This is a genomic window from Pusillimonas sp. T2, assembly GCF_002236805.1.
Lineage (GTDB): Bacteria > Pseudomonadota > Gammaproteobacteria > Burkholderiales > Burkholderiaceae_B > Neopusillimonas.
This window is the reverse complement of record NZ_NIQA01000007.1, coordinates 106781-125018: the sequence shown is the minus strand read 5'-3', so window position 1 is coordinate 125018 and position 18238 is coordinate 106781. Positions and strand designations below refer to the sequence as shown.

General features: G+C 59.4%; 16 protein-coding genes and 1 pseudogene. 13 read left to right on the top strand and 4 right to left on the bottom strand.

What is annotated here, in order from left to right; all coding sequences use genetic code 11:
* Window positions 1–34: 34 nt before the first annotated feature.
* The 3 genes from PuT2_RS11925 to PuT2_RS15845 all read right to left on the bottom strand — a co-directional run bounded on the left by PuT2_RS11925 (window position 35) and on the right by PuT2_RS15845 (window position 2851).
* Window positions 35–1249, bottom strand: coding sequence for a glutathione-independent formaldehyde dehydrogenase (locus PuT2_RS11925; RefSeq protein ID WP_009459598.1), 1215 nt, complete (start codon window positions 1247–1249; stop codon window positions 35–37).
* Window positions 1250–1715: 466 nt separating this feature from the next.
* Entirely contained in the window at window positions 1716–2657 is a 942-nt protein-coding gene (locus tag PuT2_RS11920) for a LysR family transcriptional regulator (RefSeq protein ID WP_054572497.1), read from the bottom strand.
* 38 nt (window positions 2658–2695) lie between these two features.
* Window positions 2696–2851: a hypothetical protein gene (locus PuT2_RS15845; protein ID WP_158214038.1), complete on the bottom strand. Its 156-nt coding sequence runs from the start codon at window positions 2849–2851 to the stop codon at window positions 2696–2698.
* Window positions 2852–3119: 268 nt separating this feature from the next.
* Between PuT2_RS15845 and PuT2_RS11915 the strand changes: the two genes are divergently transcribed.
* Together PuT2_RS11915 and uvrB are read left to right on the top strand one after the other, a co-directional pair.
* Window positions 3120–3581: a DUF488 family protein gene (locus PuT2_RS11915; protein ID WP_254047000.1), complete on the top strand. Its 462-nt coding sequence runs from the start codon at window positions 3120–3122 to the stop codon at window positions 3579–3581.
* A gap of 375 nt (window positions 3582–3956) precedes the next feature.
* Window positions 3957–5933, top strand: coding sequence for an excinuclease ABC subunit UvrB (gene uvrB, locus PuT2_RS11905; protein ID WP_023435200.1), 1977 nt, complete (start codon window positions 3957–3959; stop codon window positions 5931–5933).
* A 149-nt stretch (window positions 5934–6082) separates the two neighbouring features.
* Here uvrB and PuT2_RS11900 read toward each other — a convergent pair whose 3' ends face one another.
* Entirely contained in the window at window positions 6083–6988 is a 906-nt protein-coding gene (locus tag PuT2_RS11900) for a LysR family transcriptional regulator (protein ID WP_023435201.1), read from the bottom strand.
* 154 nt (window positions 6989–7142) lie between these two features.
* Between PuT2_RS11900 and PuT2_RS11895 the strand changes: the two genes are divergently transcribed.
* The 11 genes and pseudogenes from PuT2_RS11895 (at window position 7143) to nhaA (ending at window position 18236) form a co-directional block, all read left to right on the top strand.
* The gene (locus PuT2_RS11895; RefSeq protein ID WP_023435202.1) at window positions 7143–7550 is read left to right on the top strand and encodes a ketosteroid isomerase-related protein; all 408 of its coding nucleotides are present in this window, start codon (window positions 7143–7145) and stop codon (window positions 7548–7550) included.
* 1 nt (window position 7551) lies between these two features.
* The gene (locus PuT2_RS11890) at window positions 7552–8160 is read left to right on the top strand and encodes a GNAT family acetyltransferase (protein ID WP_023435203.1); all 609 of its coding nucleotides are present in this window, start codon (window positions 7552–7554) and stop codon (window positions 8158–8160) included.
* A complete protein-coding gene (locus PuT2_RS11885) occupies window positions 8157–9047 on the top strand; it encodes a carbon-nitrogen hydrolase family protein (RefSeq protein ID WP_006402492.1) in 891 nt (296 codons plus the stop codon). Before PuT2_RS11890 ends, PuT2_RS11885 begins: the two co-directional genes overlap by 4 nt.
* 282 nt (window positions 9048–9329) lie before the next feature.
* Window positions 9330–9605: a formaldehyde-responsive transcriptional repressor FrmR gene (gene frmR, locus PuT2_RS11880; protein ID WP_007182548.1), complete on the top strand. Its 276-nt coding sequence runs from the start codon at window positions 9330–9332 to the stop codon at window positions 9603–9605.
* A gap of 59 nt (window positions 9606–9664) precedes the next feature.
* The gene (locus PuT2_RS11875; protein ID WP_023435204.1) at window positions 9665–10774 is read left to right on the top strand and encodes an S-(hydroxymethyl)glutathione dehydrogenase/class III alcohol dehydrogenase; all 1110 of its coding nucleotides are present in this window, start codon (window positions 9665–9667) and stop codon (window positions 10772–10774) included.
* Between the two features lie 43 nt (window positions 10775–10817).
* Complete coding sequence (locus tag PuT2_RS11870) at window positions 10818–11216, top strand: VOC family protein (RefSeq protein ID WP_023435205.1); 399 nt, start codon at window positions 10818–10820, stop codon at window positions 11214–11216.
* A gap of 182 nt (window positions 11217–11398) precedes the next feature.
* The gene (locus PuT2_RS11865; RefSeq protein WP_023435206.1) at window positions 11399–12733 is read left to right on the top strand and encodes a DUF3422 family protein; all 1335 of its coding nucleotides are present in this window, start codon (window positions 11399–11401) and stop codon (window positions 12731–12733) included.
* A gap of 58 nt (window positions 12734–12791) precedes the next feature.
* The gene (fghA, locus tag PuT2_RS11860) at window positions 12792–13622 is read left to right on the top strand and encodes an S-formylglutathione hydrolase (RefSeq protein ID WP_023103887.1); all 831 of its coding nucleotides are present in this window, start codon (window positions 12792–12794) and stop codon (window positions 13620–13622) included.
* 18 nt (window positions 13623–13640) lie between these two features.
* Window positions 13641–14948, top strand: coding sequence for an NAD(P)/FAD-dependent oxidoreductase (locus PuT2_RS11855; protein WP_023103888.1), 1308 nt, complete (start codon window positions 13641–13643; stop codon window positions 14946–14948).
* Between the two features lie 51 nt (window positions 14949–14999).
* Window positions 15000–16314 (top strand): annotated as a pseudogene (locus PuT2_RS11850) (replication-associated recombination protein A).
* 56 nt (window positions 16315–16370) lie between these two features.
* On the top strand, window positions 16371–18236 hold the full coding sequence (gene nhaA / locus PuT2_RS11845) for a Na+/H+ antiporter NhaA (RefSeq protein ID WP_029885974.1): 1866 nt from the start codon (window positions 16371–16373) through the stop codon (window positions 18234–18236).
* The last annotated feature ends 2 nt before the right edge of the window (window positions 18237–18238 follow it).

The window sequence follows — 18238 nt, the reverse complement described above, 5'->3', positions numbered from 1 at the left end:
TGAGACATCCTGATGCTTAGCCCGCGCCGGATGCTTACTGCCGCACTGAACCATGCGGGTCGATGACGTACTTGTATGCAGAACCCGCGTCGAACTCCTTGTACGCGGCGGGCGCGTCTTCGAGCTTGATGAACTTAGTGTTCATCATCGGCGAAAGGTAAGGCATGCGATCGTTCAGTATCGCCCGCATTAACGCGTGGTTGTAGTTGGCCGTCGGAGATTGACCAGCCGACATTCGCGGCGACTTGATCCAGGCGTTGGACCATTCCAGATCCATATGGCCTTTCTTGGCTTTCGGGTCTTTCGAGATCGGGTTTGCGCAGTACACACCGACCGTACTGGTCATTCCGCCGAAGCGGACATATTTGAGCATTGCGTTGGTAACAGCGCTCTCCACGATCTTGTCAGCCTCCGCGCCAAACCCGCGGCAGTCCACACCAACATAGTCGATGACGCGATCCACCTCCCTGTGCCCGGTAATGCGTTCGAGATGCTCCTCGATCGGCACGCCGTCGGAAAGGTTGATGGTTTCCACGCCGTGTGGCTTGAGAAGGTCCAGCCGCTCTTGAATGTAATCGGCAACGATGATGGCGCCTGCACCCAGAAGTCTGGCGCAGGCGGCACCCGCTCTGCCGACCGGCCCGGCACCGAAGATCAGGATGTTCTCGCCGACGACGTAGGCCGGTGCGGCTGGCCAGTCTGGGCCAGCGAACCCATGGAAAGCTGTGGGTAGTACGTCAGAGAGAAGGGTCAGATCGCGGATTTTTTCCATGGCGGCATCCTTGTCAGGGAAGCGAAGGAGATTGAAATCCGCATACGGTACGAAGAGATAATCACCTTGGCCCCCCGTCCAGCCACCGAGGTTGAACCCGTAGGCTCCGCAGTCGATTTCGGGGTTGGTGTTCTCGCATACATCGGAGCGCATATGCTTGCAGTTGTAACAACGCCCACACCCCACATTGAAGGGAACGGAAACGATGTCGCCCTTCTTCACGACTTCGACGTCTGATCCCACTTCGATCACTTCGCCGGTCATTTCATGGCCCATGGTCATTCCCTTGGGAACAGCAAACGAACCGCGATAAATGTGAAGGTCGCTGCCACAGATATTTGTGGTAACTATTTTGAGGATAGCGCCATGGGGTGCGCTTTTCCCTTGAGGGGTTATCAGCTCTGGAAATTTGAAGGTGTTGACCTTCATTTCCAAGGGCTTCTCGAAAGTCACGATTCGGTTACCGGTCGGAGTCATTTCGTCACCTCTGTGCGTTAATGTTTCCATCTTCTAAATCGAAGTGGGAAACGAGACTTACCGCTGTCAAGAAGAACGATCGTGGTACTGCCTAGCCGTTGGCCGCGTCTCCTTCTGCGGTCTTGACAGCATCGGATCAAGCTCAGAAGTGGTCAAACTGGAATAATCTATGTGCAGATAGGCACAATCTATCTACGCGGGCTCGTCGAGCCGTGCTCGTCTCCTAGCCGGGAGAGGGCAACGATCATCGCTACATCGCGCCTCCTAGCTTGATCTAGGAACAGTCAGCTCGACCCAGCGAAACATGAGGACGCCGCACGCAGCAGGTACTCCTGTCCCCCTAGTTGCCCCTGGACCTGGTGGACTTCGATGGGTTGCTCAGCACGTGGCGCCTGTTAGCGGCGCACACGGCATGCCTGCAATCTTCGCCTGGTTGAAGCAATACAGAGTTGCTCTTCAAGACTCGCTATTTCAGGGGGCTTTGAGATGAGTCTGCTTTGGGCTGGAACCGACGATGGATCGATATAACGGATTGAAGCGTGGCAGCGAGTTCGGGGGTGTGCACCATTTCGAGCAATGCACGCGATGACGGTGCCTCGAACGCATTTTTCCCAGCAACGAATCCGACATTTGAGTGCGACATTGGTCCATTGATTGCGATTGCGTGGAGATTTGGAATGTGCGCGAGTTGGCCGGCGAGAGATTGCGGAAGAACTGCCGAATATTTTCCTGTCGCCACGTGTGCCGATAGCACGTCAATTGAATCAGTGCGAATAGTCTGTGCGGTACATTGCGTCAGCCTATCTTGAATGGGTTCAGGTACTGCCGAGTTCAGCACGCAGAGTTGTCTATTGAGAACATGGTCCCACGTTGTGCTTCGGGGTTGCTGTGTTCTCGCGGCGTGAAAAAGGAAAATGCGTTCACGGTACAGAAGGTGAGTATCGAAGTCTTCCCCTGGGATATCCTCCAAATGCATGAGTGCGATATCCAAATTGTTTTCTCGAATCGCCTGTAGCAGGGAAGAAGCGCCGGAAACCAGAACTGATTGTTGAAGTAAGGGCGTTTTTTCAGCAAGGGCGATGCTTAATGTGGGCGCTACACCGGCAGTTCCTGGGAGTATCCCTAGCCGGAATTGCCCCTCTATACCTCGCCGTAGTGCGGAGAGTTCTCGCTCCAGCCCTTTGCAGTCGTCATACATCTGCTGAGCCCAAGACAGTACGCGCATCCCTTCAGAAGTGAGGCCGTCATAGCGTCGGCCATGACGCACGATCTCGACACCCATGTCTTCCTCCAATTGCTTAATGCCCGCGGAGAGTGTCGGCTGAGAAACATTGCAGCTTTTGGCCGCGTTGCCAAAATGGCCTTCACGGTGCAAAGCAAGCAAGTATTCAAAGTTTCTTACGATCATATATTTTCTTCTGATAAAGTTGATTAGATTTTATACTTTCACGAAAAACCCTGCGCACGCTTCGATCCGCGTCCAACCTTGGACACATAGCTGGCACGCATGAAAGGCTGCTGCGCGCAGTGCCCATACAGTAGGTTCGACTCGTCATCGACGGTCAGCACCACAACGCACGGGACAGCCAATAGCGCGAACACAGGTGCTTCGCGCTGTGGGGCGAGTCGTCCTCATGTAGCTTAGCAGTTGGCGCGTTCTGGAAGGGAGTAAGCGTGAGTGGTGAGGCACGCAACCGCAAAAGGCGGTGCTAAGCTCTTGAGCTGTTCGGGTCGTGGCCGCGAGTCGTTGAAGCGGCGAGAGAATGGAGCCTGCCGTGGCCGTTGTGGCGCAGCTAGTACACCATGCCCCCAGCGTTTCCTTAGCTGCGATTGACGGACATGCCTGGCGGTAGCTCAATAACAGCCATTTATGGATGAAGGAACGAGGGGAATGAGGCAGATGAAGATATTCACGATTGGATTCACTAAGACCTCCGCGCGGTCCTTCTTCACCAAGTTAAGTGCTTCTGGTGCCAAGCGCCTTGTCGATGTTCGCCTGAATAATGTTTCGCAATTGGCCGGCTTCGCTAAACGCGAGGATCTTCGATATTTTTCCGAGGCGTTGTGCGGGATGGAATATGAACATCTACCAGCACTTGCTCCAACCAAAGACATGTTCGAGGAATATAAAATAAAAGGGGGAGATTGGGATATCTACGCCAGGAAATTTCTGGATTTAATGTCGTCCCGAAAGATTGAGTCAATCGATAAAGAAAAGATTGATAACAGTTGCCTGCTTTGCAGCGAAGACAAGCCCCATCACTGCCATCGGAGGCTAGTGGCCGAGTACCTTGCAGGCAAATGGCCGAATGTTGAGATCGTGCATCTTTAGAGGGGCGACGTAGCTCCACGTTTCCAACGCCTCGTCTGGAGGGCTGAGAGAGACAAAGGCGCGTATCGGCGGGAGCCGGCGCCACACATTGGGCGTACAGAGCAACCTCGCCCGCCACGGCTCGATGTCGGCGCTCAACGAGGCGAGTGGCTCCAGGTGCATTGGCAGACGGGCCGCTGGCTGACGTCGTGGCGATCGGCGGATATGCACTGGGAAGCCCGCCCATGTGTTGGGCTATCATGTTGGCGACGCCTGCGCCCAGGTGGGGCGCGGCAGGATCGCCGTCATTTACACCCCAGTTTGGTACTGCTATAGGTCTTCTGAAATAGCCGATACATCAGGACAAATTGAAGTAGCTCAATTAGGAGATATCTAATGTCAACCGGTACGTTCATTCTGCACTCCAGCTATACGCCGGCGGGGGACCAGCCAGAGGCGATAGCGCGCCTACTGTCGGACATAGAAGAAGGTGCGACACACCAGACGCTGAAAGGTATCACCGGCTCAGGTAAGACCTTTACGATGGCGAATGTGATTCATCGTCTGAAGCGGCCCACATTGATCTTGGCTCCTAACAAGACGTTGACCGCGCAGCTTTATGGTGAAATGAAGCACTTCTTTCCCGAGAATGCTGTCGAGTACTTCGTTTCCTACTACGATTATTTTCAGCCCGAGATCTATATGCCGGGCACCGATCGTTTCATTCCAAAGGACTCGGCCATCAACGACCACCTTGAGCGCCTACGCCTGTCCACGACCAAATCCTTGATTGAGCGCCGCGATGTGATCGTCGTCGCTTCGGTGTCTTCAATCTACGGCCTGGGTGACCCGGATGCGTACCGAGCGTTACAGATCGCTCTGTCCCCTGGCGTCAAAATAAACCAGAGAGAGCTGATTCGTCGCTTGGCTCTGCTGCAATATGATCGCACTGAGCGCACTCTCAAACGTGCAACGTTTCGGGTGCAAGGTGATGTGATCGATATCTTTCCTGCTGATTCCGAGCATAGGGCAGTTCGGGTGGAACTGCTGGATGACTCTGTTGCGTCTGTTCAATGGCTAGACCCTGTTACAGGTAAAACGCTGGGGGCAATTGACCATTACTTGGTTTCGCCAAAGACGCTTTTTGCACCGCCCACGAATAAAATAGATTCCGCGTCCAAGAAGATACTCGCTGATATGGAAGAGCGGGTTGCCGAGCTTAACAGAAATAATCGCTTGGTCGAGGCAAACAGGCTGTACGAGCGGATCACGCATGACGTGGAGATGATGCGCGAGGTAGGCTATTGTTCGGGGATGGAGAATTATTCCTGCTACTTCAGCGACCGGGACCCGGCCTCGCCTCCGATCACATTGCTGGATTACCTGCCGAAAGATGGGCTTCTGTTCGTCGATGAATCCCACGTCATGGTGCCACAGATATCCGCAATGTACCGGGGGGATCAGGCGCGCAAGGAGACGTTGATAGATTACGGGTTCCGCTTGCCTTCGTCTAAGAACAATCGCCCGTTGAACTTTGGTGAATTCGAGAAGGTCAAGCCACAGACCATCTTCGTTTCCGCGACGCCGGGTGACTACGAGTTGAAGGTGTCGAAAGACAGGGTTGTCGAACAGGTTATCAGGCCGACGGGACTGCTTGATCCCGAGGTTGAGGTGCGCAAATCGGATGGGTACATAGATGATCTGCTTGCTGAAATATCGAAGTGCGTGAAGAAGAAAAATCGCGTGCTCGTGACCACGCTGACGAAGGTCAGTGCAGAAGAGCTAACGGATTTCTTGACGGACCATGGGATTCGAGCGCGCTACATGCATTCGGACATAAAAGCGGAGGATCGTGTTGAGATCATCAATGGCCTGCGCGCAGGAGAGTTCGATGTTTTGATTGGGATTAGCCTTTTGCGCGAAGGGCTGGATATTCCCGAGGCATCATTGGTTGCTATTCTCGATGCGGATCGGGCAGGCTTCCTGCGGTCGGCCCAGGCACTCATTCAGATGATAGGTCGAGTTGCTCGGAATGAAAACGGAAAGGCGATCTTGTACGCCGACGTGACGACTCCGGCGATGAAACAGGCGATCGATGAGACAAATAGGCGCAGGCAGCTTCAAATTGCCTTTAACGAAGAAAATGGAATTTCTCCGGTCTCCTCTGTGCGAAAACTAGCAGGAGAAGAGACGAGTACGGAGGAGCCCACAGTTCATACCGAGGCTTTTTGCGAGAATTTGTCCGACCTTTGCGACCAAATTACTGCCAAGGAGCAACAGTTGCTCGAATTTACTGATACTGGCGACGAGCAGCGCGTGGAAGATATCCGTCATCAGTTGGATGGGTTGTACCGGCAATTTATTTATATCTAATCGTTCGCCGGCATTGGATTGCATGGCCGACCGATCTGCACTTGGCGCAAGGGGCAGACGGTCGGCTCATCATTCAAACGGAGGGGTGAACCGCCGAGGCTCAGTGCCCCGCTTTCCAAGGCAGGTGTCCTACAGCGTCTTGCGGCGTGTCAGCGCAAAGCTGGCAACGATCCAACGGCGACCAGCATTTCATCAAATACCGCTCGAACCCTTCCCGGAATGGGGCCACGCTGAGGCCGATAGACGTACAACCCCCATGCCGGAGGTTCTTCGGTCTCCAGCACTCGCACGAGCTTCCCGCTGGCAATGTAGGGGGCAGCCATGTAGTCCGCCAGTTGCGCGAACGCGATTCCGGCCAACGCTGCCCCCATTTCCATGTCGGCGTTGTCGGCGACGAGGGTGGGAGCGGTGGGTGTCCACTGGCGTCCCGCCTTGAAGTGCCAAGGCCAGGGGCGGCCGGTATTGATATCCAAGGCCACGGTGACCGGCAGGCTGCTTAGCGCATCGATGTTTTCAGGTACACCCACTTTCTTGATCAGGCGCGGAGCGGCAACGATTGGGAGTCTCATGTCGGCCGCCTTGCGCGCGACGAAGCGGCTATCGCGCATGAATCCGACCCTGATCCCAACGTCAATCCCTTCGTCAACCGTGTTGCTGATGCGATCGGACAGGCGCACATCCAGAGTGATACCAGGATGACGCGCGGCCACGCGTTCCAGTGCAGGCAGCACCGCTCTGGTGCCCAAACTGTGCGGTGCGGTGATGCGAACCGTGCCGGACAGGGATGCCTGCTGGTCGGACCCAGGCGTCCGCCATAGATCCTCGAACCGCTCCAATGCCGGGCGCACCTGGTCTAACAGCCCTTCGCCGAAGGCGGTGATGCGCACCTGGCGTGTGCTTCGATGAAACAACACCTCGCCGTAGTGTTGCTCCAGTTGCTGGATGGCACGGGTGACACCTTGCGGAGAAGTCCCCAGCCGGACGGCCGCATCGCGAAAACTGCTGCTTTCGGCCGCCACCCGAAAGATGCGCAGTAGTTCCATTTCCTTGTTCATGACGAACACCTCATGGCCAGTTTCGCTGCTCGTTAATTGTTCCAGATAGTGGAATTATAAAATCGCAACAATTCCATATACAAGGGAGGCGCGGTTGCCCAAACTGGCAACACCCCCGAATGCTCCGCGCCTAACAACCCAACAAGGAACGCGAATGAACGCTGCGACTCTCATCACCGCCTACTACGACGCCTTCAACCGCGGCGATCGCGAGGCCATGCTGTCCATGTTGACCGATGACGTTGCGCACGACTTGAACCAAGGCGCTCGTGAGGTCGGTCGCGAAGCCTTCCGCGCCTTCCTGCGGCGCATGGATCGCTGCTATGGCGAGCAACTGCGCGGCATCGTGGTGATGGTCAGCGCCGACGGCCTGCGCGCAGGCGCGGAGTATGTGGTGCATGGCGAATACAAAGTGACGGACGACGGACTGCCGGAAGCACAGGGCCAGCGCTACGTGCTGCCGGGTGGCGCGTTCTTCGACATCCGCGATGGCAAGATCGCTCGTGTCACCAACTACTACAACCTCGGCGACTGGATCGCACAGGTCGGAGGGGATGCCTGAAATGACCAGCGACGTGCAGGTGCTGGTTCGTCGTGGATCGGACATTGCCGAATGGTTCGACACCGTGGCACATCTGCGGGCGAAGGTCTTCCGCAGCTTTCCATACCTGTACGAGGGCGACATCGAATACGAGAAGCACTACCTTTCCATGTACGCTCGTTCGGCAGACAGCCTGCTGGTGCTCGCGCTCGCTGATGACCTGGTCGTGGGTGCGTCCACGGGGTTGCCTCTCGGCGATGCAGAGCCGGCCTTCCAGGTGCCGTTCGCCGATCGAGGAGTCCCGATGGAGGCAGTGTTTTACTGCGGCGAATCAGTCCTGCTCCCGGCCTTCCGGGGGCTTGGCCTGGGCCACCGCTTCTTTGACGAACGCGAAGCGCATGCTCGTTCGTTGGGCGGCATGCAGTGGACATCGTTTGCGTCGGTGGATCGAGCAGACGACGATCCTCGGCGTCCTTCCAACTACCGCAGTAATGATCCCTTCTGGACCCGTCGTGGCTACGTGCGGCAGTCGGACATGAAGGTTACGCTGCCCTGGAAGCAGGTGGGTGAGCCAAGCGAAACCGAGCAGACGCTCACGATGTGGCTGCACTCCCTGGAGAACGCGAAATGAAAGTGGCAGTTGCGAAATACGCAGTGGGCCAGCCCACGGACTTCGAGGCATTTGCTGCGCGGCAGCGACTGGTTCTGGAGGAGGCGCGTCGTGGCGGGGCGGAACTGGCCGTGTTGCCCGAGTATCTATCCCTCGAACTGGCTGCAACGTGCGAGCCGAGCATTCGCCATGATTTCAACGCCTCTCTGGCCGCGCTGCAGGCCTTGCAGTCTCCGTGGCTGGCACTGTATGCCGACTTGTCGCGCGAGTTATGCATGACCATTCAGGCCGGTACGTTTTTGACCCAGGTTGGACTGAACCGCTATCGCAACCGGGCTTGGTGGTTTGCGCCTGACGGTACACGCGACTACCAGGACAAATTGCAGTTAACGGGGTTCGAGAAAGACACCGGCGTCATCGAGGGTGGCGACGAACTCAAGGTGTTCGATCTGAAAGGCGTGCGTGCCGGCATCGCTGTCTGCTACGACAGTGAGTTTCCATTGCCCGTGCGAGCCCAGCGAGAGGCGGGGGCGCGCCTGCTGCTGGTCCCGAGCTGTACCGACACCCGAGCAGGTGCAACCCGGGTCCGTGTGGGCTGCATGGCGCGGGCACTGGAGAACCGAATGTTCATCGCGCAGGCCGTGACGACTGGAACTGCCGACTGGAGTCCGGCGCTGGACACGAACACTGGCGAGGCCACGATCTACGCACCAATGGATCGTGGATTCCCGGAGGATGGCATTCTCGCGACGACTTGCGGCACGCAGACATGGGCGATCGCTGATCTTGACGTAGATGCGCTCGAACGAAACCAAGAACAGGCCCAGGTTGCAGTCGATCGCGACTGGGACGGTCAGATGTTGCCTGCACTGCGGAATGCTCGGTACTCGGGTCGTAAGGTCGCCTAGCCGGGGTCATCTTGATAGCTTCAGCTCGATGAATCCGTGTACATAGGCCATGTCTATCTGCACATAGATTTTTCCAGTTTGACCAGTTTTGAACTTGCCCCGATGCTGTCGATACATGCAAAAAATATTCATTGATTTGAATGTTTTGCGCTTCTTGGGAACAAATCTGTACTAGCCTGTAAGAGTGCTCGAAGAGCACAGAATTTGTGGCGAAGTTCGGCCGCATATATTATGGGGGAGTATTGTATAATGCGGCGATGTACCCAAGTAGAGAGGTGTTCGATGCCACACAGCCCGGAAGAAAAGAAGCAAGCACTGACGCGCATCAGGCGCATCAAAGGTCAGGTAGCGACTCTTGAGCAAGCGCTTGATGCAGGTGCGGAATGTCCTGCAATTCTTCAGCAGCTTGCGGCCGTTCGTGGGGCAGTCAACGGATTGATGGCAACCGTTCTGGAGAGCTATCTGCGGGAAGAGTTTCCCAGTAGCGAAATCAGGAGCGATTCGCAGAACAAGTCCATTGACGAGACCATCTCTATCGTCCGCTCCTATCTGCGGTAGAGGCACCAGGGTGCCCTCGGTGAGGGCAAATTTAGTTAGCTAGTAAAGGAAGCGACATCATGAAATCACGTGCAGCAGTTGCCTTTGGGCCAGGAAAGCCGCTAGAAATCGTCGAGATCGACGTCGAGCCGCCGCGCAAGGGCGAGGTGCTCATCAAGATCACGAACACCGGCGTTTGTCATACCGACGCCTTCACCCTGTCGGGCGACGACCCCGAAGGTCTCTTCCCGGTCGTGCTGGGTCATGAAGGTGCGGGTATCGTCGTGGAGGTGGGTGAAGGTGTGACCAGCGTGAAGCCTGGCGATCACGTCATTCCCCTCTATACCGCCGAGTGCGGCGAGTGCCTGTTCTGCAAGTCCGGCAAGACCAACCTGTGTGTCGCGGTTCGTGCAACCCAGGGTAAGGGGCTGATGCCCGATGGTACGACTCGCTTCTCGTACAACGGTCAGCCGCTTTACCACTACATGGGCTGCTCGACCTTCAGCGAATACACGGTCGTCGCCGAAGTCTCGCTGGCCAAGATCAACCCGGACGCCAATCCCGAGCACGTCTGCCTGCTGGGCTGCGGCGTGACCACCGGCATCGGCGCCGTGCACAACACGGCCAAGGTACAGCCCGGCGACTCGGTGGCCATCTTCGGCCTCGGCGGCATCGGTCTCGCTGCGATTCAAGGTGCACGCCAGGCCAAAGCGGGCCGCATCATCGCCATCGATACCAATCCGGCGAAGTTCGAACTGGCTCGTACCTTCGGCGCGACCGAATGTCTCAACCCGAAGGACTTCGACAAGCCGATTCACGAGGTTCTGATCGAGATGACCGGCTGGGGTGTCGATCACACCTTCGAGTGCATCGGCAACGTCGACGTGATGCGTTCGGCTCTGGAAGCTGCCCACCGCGGCTGGGGCCAGTCGATCGTCATCGGCGTGGCTGGTGCTGGCAAGGAAATTTCGACCCGCCCGTTCCAGTTGGTCACCGGTCGCACCTGGAAGGGTTCGGCTTTCGGTGGGGTCAAGGGCCGCACTCAGCTTCCCGGCATGGTGGAAGACGCAATGAAAGGCGAGATCGATCTCGCCCCGTTCGTCACCCACACCATGGGCCTCGACGACATCAACAAGGCCTTCGACCTGATGCATGAAGGCAAGTCGATTCGCACGGTGATCCACTACTGATCACCCACTATCCATTCAACACCAACCACCAAGGAAATTAACCATGTCCAATCCTGTCATTTCCGGCGACGGTATCTTCTCGCACGTCTTCGTCGGCGCCGCCGACCTCCAGAAGTCGACCGCGTTCTATGACGCCGCTCTGGGTGCTCTCGGCATCAAGAACCTCGGTCCTTTCGGCAACGGATGGGTGCTTTTCGGTCGCGAAAAGCCGGCTTTCATCATCGCTCGTCCGGGCAATGGTGAAGCGCCTTCCGGCAACGGCGTGACGGTCGGCTTTGCGGCCGCCACTCCCGCCGAAGTGGACGCCTTCCACGCCGCCGGCCTTGCCGCAGGCGGCACCGACGAGGGCCAGCCCGGCCCGCGTGGCCACCTGCCGGGTGCCTATGCGGCCTACCTGCGTGATCCGGCGGGCAACAAGGTTTGCGCGTACACCTTCGTCTGAAAGCCAGGAAGCTGAGGGCGTTCTGAAAAGGCCAGCACAAGCCTCTACACGGCGAGCCTATTGGACGGACCGTGTAGAGCGGTGCCCGCTCATGAAGATCGGCCCGCAGCCATGTGCGAAACGCATGGCTGCGGGCATTTGCTTTGAAGCGTGTTTTTCAACCAATGAGAAATGAGGTCGTTATGCAAGAGCCGGCCAACATCAATACGACGACCGTACAACCCGCCCCGACCGCCACCGTGTACGGCATGCCGGCCTATGCCGATCGTGCTGCGGCCGTGGGTGAAGTGCATGCGCGCCCGCATCTGTTGATTCAGGCCCCCCGCAGCATATTGCAGCTCGCTTTCATTACCGAAGGCGATCAGGCCAGGGATCAGATGGCGATGAGTGAGTTGTCTCATCGCTTCGGCGTTGCCGAACCCGACCATGCTACGCCGCTTCACGGCGTGACATGGGATGAAGGAGACCTGCACTGCGAAAAGCACACCGAGTTCTCGACGTATCTATGGTGCGCTTCGCTGGATTCCGAGACGGGAGAGCCGTGCGGCGAAAATCCGTTCAAGCATGGATTTGTTCCTCCCGGCCCGGTCGTATCCGGCATCCGTTTGAGACTTCTTCCGTGGACGCCGGAAACGGAGAAGGAGGTCGATCGCTTCGATCCTGCCAGCCTGTGCTACTCGCTGGTGGAGAACGGCTCTGCCGCCATCCTGACCGACTTTCGACAGGATGAGGATGGCCTGACGCAGATGCTCGTCCTGGCCCGCGATTTGACCCCGGCGCGGGCGGGTGCGCTGGCTCAACGTCTGCTGGAGATCGAGACTTACCGCACCTTGGCGTTGCTGTCCTTGCCGTTGACGCGGTCGATGACGTCGGAGCTGCGGCGCATGGAGTCGCGCCTTGCGGCGATCACCGACGAGATGTGTACGAGCTTGGTGGAACGGCGCGACAGCGACGTGCTGCTGTCCGAATTGACCGCCCTGGCTGCCGAGCTGGAAGCTGGCGTTGCGGCGAATCTCTATCGCTTCGGCGCCAGCCGTGCCTACTACGAGATCGTCGAGGAAAGGCTGGCAGCGCTTTCGGAAGAAGCCGTATCCGGGTACTTCACCTGGGCGGATTTCCTGCAGCGTCGCATCGCTCCCGCCATGCGGACATGCCAATCCGTAAAGGAGCGCCAGACCAAGCTCTCCGACAAGCTGACCCGGGCCATCGCGTTGCTGCGTTCCTGGATCGACGTCGAGCTTGAACGCCAGAACCGCGATCTGCTTGCGTCGATGAACAACCGGGCCAAGATGCAATTGCGCCTTCAGCAAACCGTCGAAGGCCTGTCGGTCGCGGCAATTTCTTATTACGTCGTGAGTCTTCTCGGCTATTTACTCAAGGGCATTCCGATGGTTCACGACAGCGTGGCGCCGGTGATGGCGGTTCTGGTGCCTGCGGTGATGCTGACGATCTGGTGGATCGTGCGCAGGATCAGACACGCCCACGGTGACACGGCAGCGGAAGAGAAATCTTCCTGAAGAGCTGCCGTCCTGGTGCGCGAGAGCTGCGCCGTTCCTTTGAACATAGGAGAACACCATGGAACGCATCGAACATCACGCCAGCTTTGATGGTTGGCAGGACGTTTATCAGCATGAATCCACGACGCTCGGTTGCACGATGAAGGTCGGCGTCTATCTGCCTCCGCAGGCACAGCACAGCAAGGTGCCGGTGCTGTACTGGCTTTCAGGCCTCACCTGCACCGAGCAGAACTTCATCACCAAGTCCGCCGTCCAGCGCTACGCAGCCGAACATGGCATTGCCGTCGTCGCGCCCGATACCAGCGCACGCGGCGAAGGCGTTGCCGACGATCCCGCCTATGACCTCGGACAGGGGGCGGGTTTCTACGTCAACGCCACGCAGGAACCCTGGGCTGCGAATCATCGGATGTATGACTACGTGGTGCAGGAACTACCGGCGCTGATCGAGGCCCACTTTCCCGTGACGGCGGAGCGGAGCATCAGCGGCCATTCCATGGGCGGGCATGGCGCCCTGGTCATCGCCCTGCGCAACCCGGGCCGTTATCGAAGCGTCTCGGCCTTCTCGCCCATCGTCGCGCCCACCCAGGTTCCCTGGGGACACAAGGCCTTCGAGGCGTACCTGGGCAGCGACCGGGAGGCGTGGAAGCAGTACGACACCGTGGAGCTGATTCGCACCGTGCAGGAGCGTCTGCCGCTGCTGGTGGATCAGGGCTTGGGCGACGAGTTCCTGGAGAGTCAGCTTCAGCCCGATCTGCTGCGCAAAGCCTGCGACGAGACGGGGCACCCGCTCACGTTGAATCTGCGCCCTGGCTACGACCACAGCTACTACTTCATTGCCAGTTTCATTGGCGAGCATATGGCATACCACGCATCGGCGCTGAAACGCTGAGAGAGATGAGATCAGGTTATGACAAAGACCTCCAAAAACCGACATCACGTCGTCATTATCGGAGCGGGCTTCGGCGGGATCGAGGTTGCCAACGAGCTTGCTGGTGCCGAGGTCGATGTGACGATCATCGATCGGCGCAATCATCACCTGTTCCAACCCTTGCTTTACCAGGTTGCAGGGGCGTCACTTTCGACATCCGAGATCGCATGGCCTATTCGCTATCTCTTCCGCAATCGCCCGGAAGTGAACACCTTGATGGCGGAAGTGGAAGGCATCGACCAGGACGCGCGTCAGGTCATTCTCAACAATGGCTCACGCCAAACCTACGACACGCTCGTACTCGCGACAGGCGCTACCCATGCCTATTTCGGACACGACGAATGGGGGGCTTTTGCGCCGGGGTTGAAGACGCTGGAAGATGCCACGGCCATTCGGGGCCGAATCCTCGCGGCTTTCGAGGAGGCCGAGCTCACGAGCGATCCTCAGCAGCGTGCCGCGCTGCAGACGTTCGTCATCATCGGTGGTGGTCCCACCGGGGTTGAATTGGCCGGGACCATCGCCGAGCTTGCACGAGACACGCTGGCGCGTGACTTCCGCTCTATTGACCCGAGCACGTCCCGGGTTGTACTGATCGAGGCGGGCCCGCGTCTGTTGTCGGTCTTTCCAGAGGATCTTTCGGCCTATACGCGCCAGGCACTCGAAAAGCTCGGGGTCGAGGTCGTGCTGGGTACGCCGGTCACCGAATGCTCGGCCGACGGCGTGGTGTATGGCGGCAAGCCCCTTTCGGCCAAGACCATCGTCTGGGCCGCAGGGGTCAAGGCGTCTCCCGCGGCTCGCTGGTTGGGTGCTGCGTCTGATCGTGCGGGTCGAGTGGTCGTTGGTCCCGACCTGACGGTGGCTGGTCGCCCGGAGGTCTTCGCCATCGGCGATACCGCCTCGTGCACTATGGCCGACGGGAAGCCCGTACCGGGCATCGCCCCGGCCGCCAAACAGCAAGGGAAGTACGTCGCCAACCTCATTGGACGGCGTTTGAAAGGCAAGTCCGCTGACGGGCCTTTCATATACCGGCATCAGGGGAACCTGGCCACCATCGGCCGCAGCCTGGCCGTGATTGACATGGGGCGGGTTAAGCTGCGTGGTGCCTTTGCGTGGTGGATCTGGAAGCTCGCGCATATCTACTTTCTGATCGGTACGCGAAATCGTCTCAGCGTCGCTTTGAGCTGGGTATGGAACCACAGCATCGGCTACCGCGGCTCTCGCATCATCATGCATGCGATTGCCGACAAAGAGCCCACAGCGTTGGATAAATCCGGCTCTCTGGATTGAGGTGCCCACCTTATCGGAACGTCAACTATCAGAAATGCCAGGGAGAGCAACTTGACCGATCTATTCACGACAAAGCCCAAGCCTCCCTTGGCCGAACTCCTGCGGCCCAAGACGCTGGATGAATTCGTCGGGCAACGGCACTTGCTCGGCCCCGGCAAGCCGCTGCGTCTCGCGTTCGAGGCGGGCAAGTTGCACTCGTTCATCCTCTGGGGGCCGCCAGGCGTGGGCAAGACCACCCTGGGGCGCCTGGCCGCCAGTGCGACCGACAGCCGATTCATCGCCATCTCGGCCGTGCTGGCCGGGGTGAAGGACATCCGGCAAGCCATCGACGAGGCCCAGGCTGAACTGGACAACCATGGTCGATCGACGGTGCTTTTCGTCGATGAGATCCATCGCTTCAACAAGGCGCAGCAGGATGCCCTGCTGCCCCATGTCGAGTCGGGGCTCCTGACCCTGGTGGGGGGGGACGACCGAGCATCCGGGGTTGGCGGTCAATTCCGCACTGCTCTCGCGCGCGCAGGTCTATACCCTCGAACCGCTGTCCAGCGACGAACTGAACCAGCTCTACGAACGCGCACTGCCGCATCTCCAGGGCGTCAAGTTGGACGCGGACGCGCTGGACCTGCTAAAGGGCTTTGCCGATGGCGATGGCAGGCGCTTCCTCAATCTGCTTGAGCAGGTGACGAATGCGGCGTCGGGCGCGGGCAAGACCGTGGTCGATGGCGAGTTCGCCAATCTGTCCACGAGTCCATCGCTGCGCAGGTTCGACAAGGGCGGTGACGAGTTCTACTGGCAGCTCTCAGCCTTCCACAAGTCGCTACGGGGCTCCGACCCCGATGCGGCCCTGTATTGGCTGGCCCGCATCCTCGACGGCAGCGGCGACGTGAGCCAGGTGACCCGCCGCATGGTGGTGATGGCCAGCGAAGACATCGGCAATGCCGACCCGCAGGCGCTGCAACTGGCACTCAATGCCGCGCTGGCCTACGACAGGCTGGGCTCACCCGAAGGCGAGATACCGCTGGCCCAGGCGGTGACTTACCTCGCTCTGGCCCCCAAGTCGAATGCCGCCTATGCCGCCTGGGATCAGGCCAAGGCATTCGTCAAGCGCAGCGGCTCCCAGGCTGTGCCGCTCCATCTTCGCAATGCGCCGACGAAGCTGATGAAGCAGATGGGCTATCGCGAAGGCTACCGCTACGCGCATGATGAGCCCAACGGCTATGCCGCTGGGCAAACCTATTTTCCCGAGGGCGTGGCGCGGCCGGGCTGGTACCAGCCAACGGACAGGGGCGTCGAGCGAAGGCTGGGAGAAAGGCTCACTTGGCTGCGCTCGCTCGATGACGCGACGCCGCTAAGCCCGTACACTTGACCGATATCCCCCCCGAAATCGGCCCATCGCTACCTCACGAACTACAGAATAAGAACATGCCAGACGCTTCTCTCGGTGAATCCTCTGCGAATATCAGACGGAGTCGAGTTGCCCGCTATCTACGCACTGAGTCCGGGGCGGCGGTGCTGCTGGTGATCGTCACGGTTGTGGCGCTGGCGTGGGCGAACTCGCCGCTATCCGATGCCTATTTCGGGTTGTGGCACCTGGACGTCGGGTTCAACTTTGGGCCATTGGGCCTGCACATGGATCTGCATCACTGGGTCAACGACGGCCTGATGGTCGTCTTCTTCTTCCTGATCGGCCTGGAGGTGCGTCAGGAGTTCGCCCACGGATCGCTCCGGGATCGCAGCCGTGCCGGTCTCGCCCTGATCGCGGGTGTCGCGGGTGTCGTGCTTCCCGCTCTGGTGTACGTCCTGCTCGTGGGGCTGGCCGGAGGTCAGGGCCTGCACGGGTGGGGTGCGGTGGTCGGCACCGATACGGCGTTCATGCTGGGCACCCTGGCGATCGTCGGTCCGCGGCTGTCCGGTCAGTTGCGTGTGTTCCTGCTCACCCTGACCGTGGTCGATGACTTCCTCGCCGTGTCCATCATCGGCATCGTCTATAGCGAGGAGATCCGGGTCGTCCCGTTGTTGATCGCCCTCGCCAGTCTCGTTGCGCTGTGGTGGCTGGGGCGCACCCGCCAGTGGCGGGCAATGCCGTATGTGCTGATCGTGATCGTGCTGTGGCTCGCAACCCTGTACTCCGGCATCCATGCCTCCCTCGCCGGGATGGCCGCGGGGCTGCTGATCCCCGCCTATGCGACGCAACGTCACGGGGTCGTTGCGGCAAGACAACTGTTCCGCGACTTCTGGCAGTCGCCGAGTGCCGCATCGGCCCGCGCGGTGGACTGCGGGCTGTCCCGGGGTATCTCGGTGAACGAGCGATTGCACGAGTTCCTGCGGTTGCCGACGGCGCTGCTGATCGTGCCGATCTTCGCCTTGGCGAACGCCGGGGTGGACCTGCGTGGCGGGCTGCTCGCTGAGGCCTTCGGCTCGCCCGTGACCTGGGGCGTCATCGCGGGGCTCGTGCTCGGCAAGCTCCTGGGCATCGGGCTCACCACGCTCGTCGCCGTCCGTCTCGGCCTGGGCCGGCTGCCCGAGGGCGTCGGGGTGGGGAGCGTGTTCGGTGGGGCGGCGCTGTCCGGGATCGGCTTCACCGTGTCGCTGCTGATCATCGGGCTCGCGTTCGGCACGACCTCCGACCTGGGCCGCCAGGCGACGGTCGGCGTGCTCGTGTCGATGATGCTCGCCACGTTGCTCGGGTGGCTCATCTTCAAGGTTGCCGCTCGCAGGTGGGGTGAGGAGACCGCCGATCTGCCGATGGTGCTTGAGCCGCCGGTCGATCCCGAGGTCGATCACATTCGCGGGCCAGAGGACGCGCAGCTCACGCTGGTGGAGTACGTGGACTTCGAGTGCGAGTACTGTGCGCACGCTACCGGTTCTTGGGAGGATCTGCGCGCCCACTTCGGGGACGACCTGCGGTATGTGGTGCGCCACTTGCCGCACCACCCGCATGGGCCGATCGCCGCGCGTGCGTCCGAGGCGGCATCGAATCAGGGGATGTTCTGGCCGTGGCTGGACTTCGTGTTCACCCGTCAGCACGCGCTGGAGCGCGAGGATCTGATCGGCTACGCCGCAGAGCTTGGGCTCGACGTCGATCGGTTCATCGCGGATCTCGACAGCCCTGCGGTGATCGAGCGTGTCGAGCGCGACCTCGCCAGTGCGGTCGCCAGCGGTGCGCACGCCACGCCGACGTTCTTCGTCGAGGGTCGCCGCCTGCGCGGCAGCTACGACGCCCGCTCTGTCACCGCAGCGCTCGAAGCTAGCCGCCGCGGCACCCGAACTCAGGAAGTCCCGTCCTGAGC

Bases quoted from the DNA above. Each gene is read 5' to 3' on its own strand.
- PuT2_RS11915 (WP_254047000.1), top strand. From the start codon at position 3,120: ATGGATGAAGGAACGAGGGGAATGAGGCAGATGAAGATATTCACGATT.
- PuT2_RS11885 (WP_006402492.1), top strand. From the start codon at position 8,157: ATGAAAGTGGCAGTTGCGAAATACGCAGTGGGCCAGCCCACGGACTTC.
- frmR (WP_007182548.1), top strand. From the start codon at position 9,330: ATGCCACACAGCCCGGAAGAAAAGAAGCAAGCACTGACGCGCATCAGG.
- PuT2_RS11925 (WP_009459598.1), bottom strand. From the start codon at position 1,249: ATGACTCCGACCGGTAACCGAATCGTGACTTTCGAGAAGCCCTTGGAA.
- uvrB (WP_023435200.1), top strand. From the start codon at position 3,957: ATGTCAACCGGTACGTTCATTCTGCACTCCAGCTATACGCCGGCGGGG.
- PuT2_RS11855 (WP_023103888.1), top strand. From the start codon at position 13,641: ATGACAAAGACCTCCAAAAACCGACATCACGTCGTCATTATCGGAGCG.
- PuT2_RS11875 (WP_023435204.1), top strand. From the start codon at position 9,665: ATGAAATCACGTGCAGCAGTTGCCTTTGGGCCAGGAAAGCCGCTAGAA.
- PuT2_RS11900 (WP_023435201.1), bottom strand. From the start codon at position 6,988: ATGAACAAGGAAATGGAACTACTGCGCATCTTTCGGGTGGCGGCCGAA.
- nhaA (WP_029885974.1), top strand. From the start codon at position 16,371: ATGCCAGACGCTTCTCTCGGTGAATCCTCTGCGAATATCAGACGGAGT.
- PuT2_RS11865 (WP_023435206.1), top strand. From the start codon at position 11,399: ATGCAAGAGCCGGCCAACATCAATACGACGACCGTACAACCCGCCCCG.
- fghA (WP_023103887.1), top strand. From the start codon at position 12,792: ATGGAACGCATCGAACATCACGCCAGCTTTGATGGTTGGCAGGACGTT.
- PuT2_RS11890 (WP_023435203.1), top strand. From the start codon at position 7,552: ATGACCAGCGACGTGCAGGTGCTGGTTCGTCGTGGATCGGACATTGCC.
- PuT2_RS11920 (WP_054572497.1), bottom strand. From the start codon at position 2,657: ATGATCGTAAGAAACTTTGAATACTTGCTTGCTTTGCACCGTGAAGGC.
- PuT2_RS11870 (WP_023435205.1), top strand. From the start codon at position 10,818: ATGTCCAATCCTGTCATTTCCGGCGACGGTATCTTCTCGCACGTCTTC.
- PuT2_RS11895 (WP_023435202.1), top strand. From the start codon at position 7,143: ATGAACGCTGCGACTCTCATCACCGCCTACTACGACGCCTTCAACCGC.